The organism is Pseudomonas sp. Irchel 3H3 (assembly GCF_900187635.1).
GTDB lineage: Bacteria > Pseudomonadota > Gammaproteobacteria > Pseudomonadales > Pseudomonadaceae > Aquipseudomonas.
In genome coordinates this window covers 73,855-86,329 of sequence record NZ_FYEC01000012.1, presented here as the reverse complement: position 1 = coordinate 86,329, position 12,475 = coordinate 73,855, and the positions used below count along the sequence as shown (strand labels likewise).

At 60.5% G+C, this 12,475-nt stretch carries 13 protein-coding genes; 7 read left to right on the top strand and 6 right to left on the bottom strand.

The genetic code is table 11. The annotated features are described in order from the left end of the window. Positions 1-11: 11 nt before the first annotated feature. Positions 12-932 (bottom strand): LysR family transcriptional regulator, encoded by a 921-nt coding sequence (locus tag CKW24_RS15045; RefSeq protein WP_095168968.1) that lies wholly within the window; start codon positions 930-932, stop codon positions 12-14. A 233-nt stretch (positions 933-1,165) separates the two neighbouring features. On the opposite strand from CKW24_RS15045, the gene CKW24_RS15040 reads away from it, so the two are divergent. Both CKW24_RS15040 and CKW24_RS15035 read left to right on the top strand, forming a co-directional pair. Then, complete coding sequence (locus CKW24_RS15040; RefSeq protein WP_095168967.1) at positions 1,166-2,536, top strand: aspartate aminotransferase family protein; 1,371 nt, start codon at positions 1,166-1,168, stop codon at positions 2,534-2,536. Positions 2,537-2,728: 192 nt separating this feature from the next. Next, positions 2,729-3,229 carry a methylated-DNA--[protein]-cysteine S-methyltransferase gene (locus CKW24_RS15035; RefSeq protein ID WP_095168966.1) on the top strand — a complete coding sequence of 167 codons (501 nt, stop codon included), beginning with the start codon at positions 2,729-2,731 and terminating at the stop codon, positions 3,227-3,229. A gap of 27 nt (positions 3,230-3,256) precedes the next feature. Here CKW24_RS15035 and CKW24_RS15030 read toward each other — a convergent pair whose 3' ends face one another. Further along, positions 3,257-3,463, bottom strand: coding sequence for a DUF6434 domain-containing protein (locus CKW24_RS15030; protein WP_095168965.1), 207 nt, complete (start codon positions 3,461-3,463; stop codon positions 3,257-3,259). A 134-nt stretch (positions 3,464-3,597) separates the two neighbouring features. Here CKW24_RS15030 and CKW24_RS15025 point away from each other — a divergent pair, with 134 nt between their 5' ends. After that, positions 3,598-4,242 carry an MBL fold metallo-hydrolase gene (locus CKW24_RS15025; RefSeq protein ID WP_095168964.1) on the top strand — a complete coding sequence of 215 codons (645 nt, stop codon included), beginning with the start codon at positions 3,598-3,600 and terminating at the stop codon, positions 4,240-4,242. A 115-nt stretch (positions 4,243-4,357) separates the two neighbouring features. Beyond that, positions 4,358-5,086: an OmpA family protein gene (locus CKW24_RS15020; protein ID WP_095168963.1), complete on the top strand. Its 729-nt coding sequence runs from the start codon at positions 4,358-4,360 to the stop codon at positions 5,084-5,086. A 164-nt stretch (positions 5,087-5,250) separates the two neighbouring features. Here the strand turns inward: CKW24_RS15020 and CKW24_RS15015 are convergent, their stop codons facing one another. Next, the gene (locus tag CKW24_RS15015) at positions 5,251-5,685 is read right to left on the bottom strand and encodes a YhcB family protein (RefSeq protein ID WP_095168962.1); all 435 of its coding nucleotides are present in this window, start codon (positions 5,683-5,685) and stop codon (positions 5,251-5,253) included. A gap of 146 nt (positions 5,686-5,831) precedes the next feature. Here CKW24_RS15015 and CKW24_RS15010 point away from each other — a divergent pair, with 146 nt between their 5' ends. The 3 genes from CKW24_RS15010 to zapE all read left to right on the top strand — a co-directional run bounded on the left by CKW24_RS15010 (position 5,832) and on the right by zapE (position 9,026). Then, the gene (locus tag CKW24_RS15010; RefSeq protein WP_095168961.1) at positions 5,832-6,461 is read left to right on the top strand and encodes an alpha/beta hydrolase; all 630 of its coding nucleotides are present in this window, start codon (positions 5,832-5,834) and stop codon (positions 6,459-6,461) included. Positions 6,462-6,485: 24 nt separating this feature from the next. After that, on the top strand, positions 6,486-7,841 hold the full coding sequence (locus CKW24_RS15005) for a tryptophan--tRNA ligase (protein ID WP_095168960.1): 1,356 nt from the start codon (positions 6,486-6,488) through the stop codon (positions 7,839-7,841). A 90-nt stretch (positions 7,842-7,931) separates the two neighbouring features. Next, positions 7,932-9,026 carry a cell division protein ZapE gene (gene zapE, locus CKW24_RS15000; protein WP_095168959.1) on the top strand — a complete coding sequence of 365 codons (1,095 nt, stop codon included), beginning with the start codon at positions 7,932-7,934 and terminating at the stop codon, positions 9,024-9,026. A 92-nt stretch (positions 9,027-9,118) separates the two neighbouring features. Here zapE and CKW24_RS14995 read toward each other — a convergent pair whose 3' ends face one another. The 3 genes from CKW24_RS14995 to CKW24_RS14985 all read right to left on the bottom strand — a co-directional run bounded on the left by CKW24_RS14995 (position 9,119) and on the right by CKW24_RS14985 (position 12,277). Continuing rightward, positions 9,119-10,102: an asparaginase gene (locus CKW24_RS14995; protein ID WP_095168958.1), complete on the bottom strand. Its 984-nt coding sequence runs from the start codon at positions 10,100-10,102 to the stop codon at positions 9,119-9,121. Positions 10,103-10,179: 77 nt separating this feature from the next. Further along, entirely contained in the window at positions 10,180-11,373 is a 1,194-nt protein-coding gene (locus tag CKW24_RS14990) for a hypothetical protein (protein ID WP_095168957.1), read from the bottom strand. 16 nt (positions 11,374-11,389) lie between these two features. Further along, entirely contained in the window at positions 11,390-12,277 is an 888-nt protein-coding gene (locus tag CKW24_RS14985) for a nitrilase family protein (protein ID WP_095168956.1), read from the bottom strand. Positions 12,278-12,475: the final 198 nt, after the last annotated feature.

The window sequence follows — 12,475 nt, the reverse complement described above, 5'->3', positions numbered from 1 at the left end:
GGCTCGTCACATCAGGCCGATCCCAGGGCCTTGGCCGTCAACTGCTCCCGGCAGTAATCGGCAAACAACTGCGCCGGCTTGGTCAATTGCCCGCGCTTGAGCCAGGCGGCCACCAACCCGGAACCGGTGACGTCTTCGACGATGTCCACGCACACCACTTTTTGTCCATCGTAGGTGCATTGCGAATGTGGCCGGGTGACCAGGATCGAAAAACCGAAACCTTGGCCGACCATGCCACGCACCATCTCGATCGAGGGTGAGCTGAAGGCGATTCGTGGGGTCAGCCCCAGCTCATCGAACAGGCTGACGAAGTAGGTCCGGCTCGGCTGCACATCCAGCAGAATCATCGGCTCCAGGCACAGGTCGCGCAGTGACACCTGGGCCTGCTGGGCGAAGCGGTGATCGGCCGGCAGCAGGGCATAAGGGCGTTGCGCCGGCATCAAGGGTTCGGTCTGGATGGTGCCATCCAGGTCGTGCTCATAGAGGATCGCCAGGTCAAAGGCGCCCGACGTCAACCCCTGCACCAGCTCCTGCTGTTCGCCATCGCGAATACGGATCTCCACCCCCGGGTACAGCGCCGAAAACCCGGCCATCAGTTGCGGCAGGTACAACGGTGCCACCGTCTCGAAGCAGCCGATGTCGATCTGCCCGGACACCACATCGTTGTCGGCCAGGGCGTTCTGCTCGAACTCCTTGGCCATGCGCAGCAGCTCCTGGGCCTTGCGATAGAAGCGTGCGCCGCTGGGGGTGAGGGAGACGCCCTGGGCGTGATGGCGGATCAGCAACTGCACCCCGAAGCTGTCTTCCAGGCCCTTGATGGCCGTGGAGATCGACGGCTGGGCGATGTACAGCTTGCGCGAGGCCTCGGCGACGCTGCCGCATTCCACGGTAGTGATGAAGTACTTCAGTTGACGCAGATTGTAGGCAGCCACGGCAAACCTCGGGGTGATGGGGCAGGTGTCGGTCTCGACCGCTGATCCCAAGCAATTTGCGCACCGCCCAGGTCCGCGTGGGCGACGATTGGGTCATGCCTGAACAATAACCACATGACGCGCGCATGGGGGAAATCGCTGCCTAGTTTTTTCATCGCCTGCGAACACATTTTTACTATTTTTGCCCTGCGGGTACCTGGGCCACTATCGATCACCACAACGGAGAACTGGCGATGACCACCCCACGTGAAACCCGCGACTACCAGGCCGCCGACGCTGCACATCACATCCACGCGTTCGTCGATCAGAAAGCCCTCAACGACGAAGGGCCGCGCGTGATGGTGCGAGGCGAGCGCCTGCACCTGTGGGACAACGACGGGCGGCGTTACCTGGATGGCATGTCGGGGCTGTGGTGCACCAATCTGGGCTATGGGCGCAAGGACCTGGCCGCCGCGGCGACCCGGCAACTCGAGCAGTTGCCGTACTACAACATGTTTTTCCACACTACCCACCCGCAGGTCATCGAGCTGTCGGAGCTGCTGTTCAGCCTGTTGCCGGGGCATTACAGCCACGCGATCTACACCAACTCCGGTTCCGAAGCCAACGAAGTGCTGATCCGCACCGTGCGCCGTTACTGGCAAGTGCTCGGTAAGCCCGAGAAGAAGGTGATGATCGGCCGCTGGAACGGTTATCACGGTTCGACCCTGGCGGCCACGGCGCTCGGCGGCATGAAGTTCATGCACGAGATGGGTGGCATGCTGCCGGACATCGCGCACATCGACGAGCCGTACTTTTTTGCCCATGAAGGCAACCTGACCCCGGCCGAATTTGGCCTGCGGGCGGCGCAACAACTGGAGGCCAAGATCCTCGAACTGGGGGCCGACAAGGTTGCCGGATTCATCGCCGAACCCTTCCAGGGCGCGGGCGGGATGATCTTCCCGCCAGAGAGCTACTGGCCGGAAATCCAGCGCATCTGCCGCCAGTACGACGTGTTGTTGTGTGCCGACGAAGTGATCGGTGGCTTCGGTCGCACTGGTGAATGGTTCGCCCATGAGCACTTCGGATTCGAGCCCGATACCCTGTCGATCGCCAAGGGCCTGACCTCGGGTTACATCCCCATGGGCGGGCTGATCCTGTCGAAGAAAATGGCTCAGGTGCTGGTGGAGCAGGGCGGGGTATTCGCCCACGGCCTGACCTATTCCGGGCACCCAGTGGCCGCCGCGGTGGCGATCGCCAATCTCAAGGCACTGCGCGATGAAGGAGTGGTCACTCGGGTCAAGGAGGACATCGGGCCTTACCTGCAACAGTGCCTGCGCGAGGTGTTCGGCCAGCACCCGCTGGTGGGCGATATCCAGGGCGTGGGCATGGTCGCGGCCTTACAGCTGGCCGAGGATCGGGGCAGTCGTAAACGGTTTGTCAACGAGAATGACATCGCCTGGCGCTGCCGAACCCTGGGCTTTGAAGAGGGAGTGATCATCCGCTCCACCCTGGGGCGCATGATCATGGCCCCGGCGTTGATCGCCAGCCGCGAAGAAGTCGACGAACTGGTCGCCAAGACACTGCGGGCACTGGATCGCACGGCGCAGGAGTATGGCCGGCTCTAACCCTTTCTGAAGGTCTTGTCGCGGGCGAGCCTTGCTCCTACAGTTCACCTCGGTCTTGTCGCGGGCCTCCTGTCCGCCAGGAAAATTCAAACGCAAGAAACGTAGTTCTTGCGTTTGAACCCTGGATTACCCTGAATACGTTCTCTGACAACTCAACGACCGCACCTGAACAGTCGGATCCAGGAGTCACCCATGTCATACGTATTCAAACGGATGCCGTCACCGGTCGGCACCCTGACCCTGATCGCCAGCGGCGACAAACTCTGCGCGATCCTCTGGGAAAACGAACGCCTCAACCGCGTGCGCATCGGCCCGCTGCAGGAAGATATCCACAGCCCGCTGCTGCAGGAAACCGAACGCCAGCTGCAGCAGTACTTCGCCGGTGAGCGCGAGCACTTTGACCTGCAACTGGACTTTGTCGGCACCGAGTTCCAGCAAAAGGTCTGGCAGGCCCTGCTGACCATCCCCTTCGGCGAAACCCGCAGCTACAGCCAGATCGCCCAACAGATCGGCAACCCCAAGGCCGTCCGCGCGGTGGGCGCCGCCAACGGCAAGAACCCGATCTCGATCGTCACCCCCTGCCACCGGGTGATTGGCGCATCAGGCAGCCTGACCGGGTTTGCCGGCGGCCTGGAGGCCAAGCAGTACCTGTTGGGGCTGGAGGGGAAGGAGACGTTGCAGTTGGCGTTTTGAGAGGGGATTAGATACGCGGCCCTTCGGCTACGGGTGTCGACGCCGCCACTCATCGACCACATCGCCCAGGGTTGCAGGCGTTCCGCTGCGGATCCAGGCCATGAAGTCGCGGTCGAAGCGGAAGTCTGCGCCGCAGTGCTCGTGCATGAAGCGACGGACGTTCTGGGTGTTTTTGTAGTGTTTGTCGAGCGGGGTTGCGGTTGTCAGTAGTTCGCTGTGCCAGTTGAACGTCATGGGTGTGTCCGTGTTGGGGCGGCAGTTCAGGCATTGGCGAATGCCAGGGCCGGGGGCGTTTTGTTACCGGCCTGCCATCGGCGATTGTCGCGGGCTGTGCCAGAATAGCCGATCCATTTTTTCCAGGAACATCCATGGACGCTGCCAAACCCGCGCTGATCCGCGAAACCTTCCCCGTCGGCCCGTTGCAGTGCAACTGCACGATCATTGGCGACCCGATCACCAAAAAGGCCATCGTCGTCGATCCGGGTGGCAATCATGAATTGATCCTGGCGCGCCTCGAGGCCCTGGGCCTGAAGGTGGTGAGCATCATTCATACCCATGCGCACCTGGATCATTTCCTGGCTTCGGGCCAGTTGAAGGAAAAAACCGGTGCTACCCTGCATCTGCACAAGGAGGATCAGTTCCTCTGGGACAACCTGGAGATGCAATGCCAGATGTTTCGCGTGCCCTATACCCCGGTGCCGTCTCCGGATCGCTGGCTGGATGATGATGAAGAGCTGGCGTGCGGCTGTGGTGTCGCGTTGCACACACCAGGTCACACACCGGGCTCCATGAGTTTCTGGTTTGCAGAGGCTAAGCTGCTGATAGCCGGCGACACCTTGTTTCGGCGTGGGGTAGGGCGCACGGATTTGTGGGGCGGTGACCAGGCGACTATCGTGCGCTCGATCAAGCAACGCCTGTACACCCTCGATGAAGAGGCGACGGTGGTCACCGGGCATGGTCCCGATACCCGCCTGGGCGACGAGATGCGTGAAAATCCGTTTGTCCGCGCCTAGGACTGCCGGTGTTACAGGTCGCCACGGAATTTTTGTCGGTTGCCGTGTTCCAACGCCCGCAGGGGTCCATTGCTAACGTCCGCTGCACCACAGAATGTAAAAGTAGGAGCTCTCCATGTTCACCTCGCGTCGTTTGATTATTGTCGCAACTGCCGTGGCCTTGTTGTCGGGCTGTGCGTCCCCTAACCCTTATGACAACCAGGGTCAGGCCGACGGTGGCTCCACGGGCATGAGCAAAACCGCCAAGTACGGTGGCTTGGGAGCCCTGGCTGGCGCCTTGGCGGGTGCTGCCATCGACCACAACAACCGTGGCAAGGGGGCGCTGATCGGCGCCGCCGTGGTCGGTGCTTCCGCCGCCGGTTATGGCTACTACGCCGACCAGCAGGAAAAGAAACTGCGCGCCAGCATGGCCAACACCGGGGTTGAAGTGCAGCGCCAGGGCGATCAGATCAAGCTGATCATGCCGGGCAACATCACCTTCGCCACCGATTCGGCGAACATCGCTCCAAGTTTCTACCAGCCGCTCAACAACCTGGCCGGCTCGCTGAAAGAGTTCAACCAGAACCAGATCGAAATCGTTGGCTACACCGACAGCACCGGCAGCCGCCAGCACAACATGGACCTGTCCCAGCGTCGTGCGCAAAGCGTGGCGACCTACCTGACGTCCCAGGGCGTCAGCGGTGCCAACCTGTCGGCACGTGGCGCAGGCCCGGACAACCCGGTTGCCAGCAACGGCGACGTCAACGGTCGGGCGCAGAACCGCCGTGTCGAGGTCAACCTCAAGGCAATTCCTGGCCAGCAGTATGGCGGCCAGCAGCAAGGGCAAGTGCAGCAGTACCCATGAACATCTGACTGAACCCCAGGTGTCAGACAAGCCCGCCCGGTCCTGGTGACCGGGCGGGCTTTTTTATGGCCATTGACGGCCTCTCGTGGGCAAGACCCACAGGCACAAAAAAGCCCCCGGGCAATCACTCGTCCGGGGGCTTTTGGCGATCGCCTGAAAGCGTATTACTTCTTCAGGCCGTAATGCTCATCGAGCATGCCCGGTGCGTTGGGCGTTTTTGGCGCGTAGTCGCGAGGTGGTTCCTGGTCGCGCGGTGGCGTCAGGCGTTCCCGTGGGGCCTGGGCGGCATCGGCGTGCAGCGCGGCCAGCAGGCGTTGGCGAGTCTGCTCGTCCAGGGCCAGCCGGTTGGCACCCTCGGCGAGGTGGTCTTGTACTTCCTGGTAGCTCTGGGTGAGTTTTTTCACCAGCGTTGCGGTGCTGTTGAAGTGGGTGACCACTTCATTCTGATAGCTGTCAAAACGTTCCTGAATGTCATCCAGCTGACGCTGCGTGCTGTTAGGCACGGCATTGGGCAGCAGACGCGCAACCAGGAATCCAATAGCGACACCGGCAACCAGGGCAAGAGTCGGCAACAACCAAACTAAGAGCGAGTGTTCCACGAGTCCTTCCTCTATAAACGGCTTTGCTTTACGTTAACGGCTCGGACCTGCGCTGTATACCGCGACGAGATCGCAATCATGCCAGGCGCAGACTTTTAGCTAGACGAGTCGACCCTTCGAGAGGTCACGGAGTTCCTTCCTTGCTTATGCGTGAAACCCCTGTAGAGATTGCTGGCCCGGTGGGTCAATTGGAAGCCTTGTACCTGGATTCCCCCGAACCACGTGGCCTGGCGCTGATCTGCCATCCCAATCCGGTGCAGGGCGGCACCATGCTCAATAAAGTGGTTTCGACCCTGCAGCGCACCGCGCGCGATGCCGGCTTTATTACTTTGCGATTCAACTACCGTGGCGTGGGTGCCAGTGCCGGCAGCCATGACATGGGCACTGGTGAAGTCGATGATGCCCAGGCGGCTGCCCAATGGCTACGGGCCCGGCACCCTGACTTGCCCCTGACCTTGCTCGGTTTTTCCTTCGGCGGTTTTGTCGCGGCCAGCCTCGGTGGGCGCCTGGAGGCCAAGGGCGAACCCCTGGCCCGGCTGTTCATGGTGGCACCGGCGGTGATGCGCCTGGGGGATCAGGACCCGTTGCCGCAGCACGGCGCCCTGACCCTGATCCAGCCGGAAACCGACGAAGTGATCGACCCGCAGCTGGTTTACGATTGGTCCGCGGCCCTTGATCGCCCCCATGAGCTGCTGAAAGTGGCAGAATGCGGACACTTTTTTCACGGCAAGCTGACCGATCTCAAGGATCTGCTGCTGCCGCGCCTTTCGAATTGATAGCAGTCTGATAAGCGATTACCCATGACTACTCGTACGCGCATCCTCACCGGCATCACCACCACCGGCACCCCGCACCTGGGCAACTACGCCGGGGCGATCCGCCCGGCGATCGTCGCCAGCCGCGACAGCAATGCCGATTCGTTCTATTTCCTGGCCGACTACCACGCCTTGATCAAGTGCGACGACCCGCTGCGTATCCAGCGCTCGCGCCTGGAAATCGCCGCGACCTGGCTGGCCGGTGGCCTGGATGTGGACCGGGTAACCTTCTACCGTCAGTCCGATATCCCGGAGATTCCTGAGCTGACCTGGCTGCTGACCTGCGTCGCGGCCAAGGGCCTGCTCAACCGTGCGCACGCCTACAAGGCGTCGGTGGACAAGAACCTGGAGACCGGCGAAGACCCGGACGCCGGCATCACCATGGGCCTGTACAGCTACCCGGTGCTGATGGCCGCGGACATCCTGATGTTCAACGCGCACAAGGTGCCGGTCGGCCGCGACCAGATCCAGCACGTGGAAATGGCCCGCGACATCGGCCAGCGCTTCAACCACCTGTTCGGCCAGGGCAAGGAGTTTTTCACCATGCCCGAGGCGCTGATCGAAGAAAGCGTCGCCACCTTGCCCGGCCTGGATGGGCGCAAGATGTCGAAAAGCTACGACAACACCATTCCGTTGTTCACCAGCGCCAAGGACATGAAGGATGCGATCTCGCGCATCGTCACCGACTCCCGCGCCCCAGGCGAAGCCAAGGACCCGGACAACTCGCACCTGTTCACCCTGTTCCAAGCGTTCGCCACTGCGGCCCAAGCCGCTGAGTTCCGCAGCGAACTGTTGCAGGGCCTGGGTTGGGGGGAAGCGAAAAATCGTCTGTTCCAGCTGCTCGACAGCGAACTGGGCGAGTCCCGCGAGCGTTATCACCAACTGATTGCGCGCCCATCGGACCTGGAAGACATCCTGCAGGTCGGTGCGAAAAAAGCCCGCGCCGTGGCCACCCCGTTCCTCAACGAACTGCGTGAGGCGGTCGGCCTGCGTTCTTTCGTCAATCAGACGCAAGTCGCTGCCAGCACCAAGAAAAAAGCCGCCAAGGCCGCGCGTTTTGTCAGCTTCCGTGAAGACGACGGCAGTTTCCGCTTCCGTCTGCTGGCGGCCGATGGCGAGCAACTGTTGCTGTCGCGCAACTTTGCCGATGGCAAAGCCGCAGGGCAGGTGACCAAGCAGCTGCAATCCGGCCAGGCGCTGGATGTGCGCAGCGACGACCTGGGTTTCAGCGTCTGGCTCGAAGGCGCGTGCGTCGGCGACAGCCCGGCCTTTGCCGACAGTGCAGCGCGGGACCTGGCCATCGACGCCCTGCGGGTCGCTCTGATGCCAGTCCAGGAATAATCAGCGGCGCGGCCCGACCAAGGGCCGATTGCCATTCTTTCGGGCCGTCGCTACAGTGACGGCCCGTTTTTGTTGCCTTGCTAACGAATTATGACGCCCCTAGAACGATATCAAGCTGATCTCAAACGTCCGGAGTTCTTCCATGACGCCGCCCAGGAAACTGCCGTGCGTCATTTGCAGCGCCTGTACGACGACCTGGTTGCAGCCTCGCAGAACAAGCCGGGCCTGCTCGGCAAGCTGTTCGGCAAGAAAGACCAGGCGCCGGTCAAGGGCCTGTACTTCTGGGGCGGCGTAGGTCGCGGCAAGACTTACCTGGTCGACACCTTCTATGAAGCACTGCCGTTCAAGGAAAAGACCCGGACCCACTTCCACCGCTTCATGAAGCGCGTGCACGAAGAGATGAAGACCCTCGGTGGCGAGAAGAACCCGCTGACCATCATCGCCAAGCGTTTTTCCAACGAGGCGCGGGTCATCTGCTTCGATGAGTTCTTCGTTTCCGATATCACCGACGCGATGATCCTCGGCACCTTGATGGAAGAGTTGTTCAAGAACGGCGTGACCCTGGTCGCGACTTCCAACATTGTGCCGGACGGCCTGTACAAGGACGGTCTGCAACGTGCGCGGTTCCTGCCGGCGATTGCGCTGATCAAGCAGAACACCGACATCGTCAACGTCGACAGCGGCGTCGATTACCGTCTGCGTCACCTTGAGCAAGCAGAGCTGTTCCACTTCCCGCTCGACGAAGCGTCCCACGAGAGCCTGCGCAAAAGCTTCCGCGCGCTGACACCGGAATGCACGGCCGCGGTGGAAAACGACGTGCTGATGATCGAGAACCGCGAGATTCGTGCCCTGCGTACGTGTGACGACGTGGCCTGGTTCGACTTCCGCGAACTGTGCGACGGCCCACGCAGCCAGAACGACTACATCGAACTGGGCAAGATCTTCCATGCCGTGCTGCTCAGTGGCGTGGAGCAGATGAGCGTTACCACCGACGACATCGCCCGACGTTTCATCAACATGGTCGACGAGTTCTACGACCGTAACGTGAAACTGATCATTTCTGCCGAAGTCGAGCTCAAAGACTTGTACACCGGCGGTCGCTTGAACTTCGAGTTCCAGCGCACCTTGAGTCGCCTGCTGGAGATGCAATCCCACGAGTTCCTGTCGCGGGCGCATAAGCCGTAAGGTGTTTCGGAATATAAAAAAGGGCCTGCGATTGCAGGCCCTTTTTTGTCAGCGCAAATCCTCCGCCCACAGGTTTGTACATTGTTTTGAAGTCAAATATCTTCGTTGAGATACTGCGCAAGCTCGTGCTGCCGTTGGCAACCAAGCAGCAACCAAAGCAGAATTCTGGCTTTTCGCGGACATAGAAAACCCGCCATCGATGCCCCCTTGCGGATCAAGTCCATTTCACCACCGCCAAAACCGTAAGAGGCACGTGCGGTGGAGCCGGAGCCGGTTCGGGTCGCAATGATCACCGGGATTCGTTTGGCAATATGCTCAATCGTTGTCGCCCAGCGCTGCGAGATGTGGCCAGCGCCGAAACCGCCGATCACCAGCCCGTCGTAATCGAGTGCGAGAATATTTTCCAGTAGCAGGGTGTCGGCCGAAAGTGAGGCCTCAAGTAGTGCAACTTTCTGTGTGGTCCGTTGCGGCATCGGTAACACCGTGCGCGGCCCCGGCGGGCGCAGGTAGCGAACACGGTCTTCCACCAGTAGGCCCGCGGGCCCCACGACTGGAGAGGAAAACGCCTGCAATGCCAGCGAATCGGTTTTGCGTACGCTGCACGCTTGATGAATCTGTCCGTTCATTACGACCTGGACACCGCGCTGCCGGCTGTTCTGCGCCAAGGCAACGCGACATGCATCCAGTAGATTGGCCGGTCCATCGGCACCTGGCTGCGCTGCGGAACGCATGGCACCGGTCAGCACCAAGGGGGTGTCGTAAGGCCACAGGTAATCCAAAAACACCGCGGCTTCTTCGAGTGTGTCGGTGCCCTGGGTTATCACGACCCCAACGGCGCCCTGTTTGACCTGAAACTCAGCCCAGGACAATACGTTCAGCAAAAACTCGAAATCCAGGGACGCACTGGGCAGCAGGCCGAGGGTCTCGACGGTGACTCCGGCCAGTGTCGTCAGTTCCGGTATGGAAGTCAGCAGGGCTTCGCCGCTGACGGTCGGGATGACGCCTTCACCGGCATTGCTCGCTTGCATGCTTACCGTGCCGCCAAGTGCCGCGATGGACAGTTTGGGCAGGTCCATGGGATACCTCGCTTGTTTGTAATGGAAAGTGGCTGTATCCGCTATTGAGGCCGCGATACAGCCGAATGGCTGGGGCATTAATCAGCGATCAGAAAACCGATCAGCGGCACGATCAGCAGTGTACTGATGGCCATCGACAGTACATTGGCGATGTAGGCATGCATGTCGGCCGGTAATTTCCTGGCAATCACACAGGCCAGCGGTGGTGCGAGCAATGCCCCCAGCAGTGCACTTGAGACGATTATCTGCCAGCTGCCGCCATAGGCCAGGATCGCCGCGGGCACCACTGAAACCAGCGGGATGTAAGTGGGATACCAGCCGCGCAACATCCATTGTCGACGCCAGATCAGCACGCCGATGGCCGAGGCTAATGCCTGCGCGCCAATGATGTGCAGCAACAGGCCTGATCCGTACGCGGGGCTTGAAGGGTTCAAGCTGTACGCCAGCAGTGCACCCAGTATCAGGCCAAGGCTGGCCAGCTCATTGCCGAAGAACGGTGCTTCGGAAAAGTCCGCCAGAATCCGGCGCAGGCTCCAGATAACGCCATAGTCGGGCGCCTTGGCGGGGGCTATGGAGGCGGGTGGCGTTTGCGACGACCTGGATTTCACCAGGTTCGGCCAATAGCGGCAGAGCAGAAACGCCAGGACGCTGGCAACCGCCATGCCCAGCACATTGCCAATCACTGCAGGCAAGGCCAGGGGTTGGCACACGTAGTTGACGATCAGTAGGCACATCGGTGTGACGAGTACGGCGCCCATGAGTGCGCCGTTGATCGTGACCTTCCAGCCTCCGCCAAACATCAGCACCATCGCCGCTGGCAGCGAGACGAATGCTACGAATGTGGGTTGCCAGGTTGTGGCTGTCACCGTCCAGCCCCACAGCAGATTGCTCAGCAGCAGCCCGAGCAACGAACTGGTGACCAGCCAGGGCCAAAGTCCCGTTCCATAGGAGATGGCAAACCCTTGCCAGGATTTCCCCGTTCGATTCGCCCAGTAAGCCAGATAAGCGCCCGCCAGCAGGCCGATCGAGGCGAACTCGTGCTTGTAGAAAGCCACCTCGCTGATGTCACCTAACACCCAACGCAACCAGGCACTCGGTTCGGGTAGCAGCGATACCATGTCGCCGTACCCGGGCCAATGCGCTCCCCAGAAAGTCCGGTTGCTGAAAGAAAGCCAGACGATCAGCAGTGTCGCGCCGATCATTAGCAGGGCGACGGCTGTATCAATCGGTGATTTGCGCGATGGTTGGTTTTTGTCGGTTGTAACTTCCATGCGATAGGCCTCCTGATCAACGTGGGAGGCAAGGGTGTTGGGTGTAGCCGAGCATCTGATCGTAAAGATCGGCCCGACGATCGCGATGCAGATCGTTCAGGTTGTTCCAGATGGGCGCACTGCGGGAGCTGGTCAGGTCGACATCGGCAAACAGGATTTCCTGCCTGTCTGCCGAAGCCACGGCGCCAATCGGCCAGCCGTTGGTTCCGGCAATCAGCGAGCAACCCAGATAGCGTGCGCCGCGCTCCTCGCCGATCCGGCTGGCGGCAGCGATAAACACGTTGTTGACGTGAGCGGCGGTCATCGTCAGATAAGACGCCATGCACTTACCGGCATCGTCGAACAGCGGCGGCGGTGTCCAGACCCAGTTGTTCAGGCTGCAAATGATGTCTGCGCCTTGTTGGGCGAGGATCCGTGGCACCTCCGGGAACCAGATGTCCCAGCAGATCAATAGCCCGATGCGGCCGATCGGTGTGTCGAAAACCGGGAAACCCAGGTCGCCGGGGGTGAACCAGAGCTTCTCCAGATTCCACAAATGGGCTTTGCGGTATTTGCCGATAAAACCATCTGGTCCCACCAGAACGCCGGTGTTGAAGAGTCGCATGCCGTCGCGTTCGGCGAGACCGGCCACGAGGTAAACGTTGTGCTCGCGGGCGAAGTCGATCCAGCTCTGCACGCTTGGCCCGTCAGGAACCGCTTCGGCATGGGCGAAGGCATCCTGTCGATTGCTGAAGAAATAGCCGGTATTGGAAAGTTCGGGCAGAACGATGAGATTCGCACCTCGGTTTACCGCTTCAAGCGCCAATTCCAGGCTGCGACGCAGATTACCTACACATTTTTCGATGCCGACTTGTGGATCGAATTGCACGACTGCTACACGAACAGGGCTTGTTGGCTCATTCATTTTCGTCGTTCCTCTTTTTATTGTTTTTCAAGCTGTTAAATGGCGTGTGTATGAGAGAGGAATCAGGAATGGGGTGTAAGTCAGCTACTTCCGTTTAGGTCGTAGTCCTTGTCCGAAAATGGATCAGAGTGATGTTTGATGGCCCTGGGTAGTCGGCGCGAGAGGTAGAGCCATGTATTGCGTGCATGGCTCTGAAAC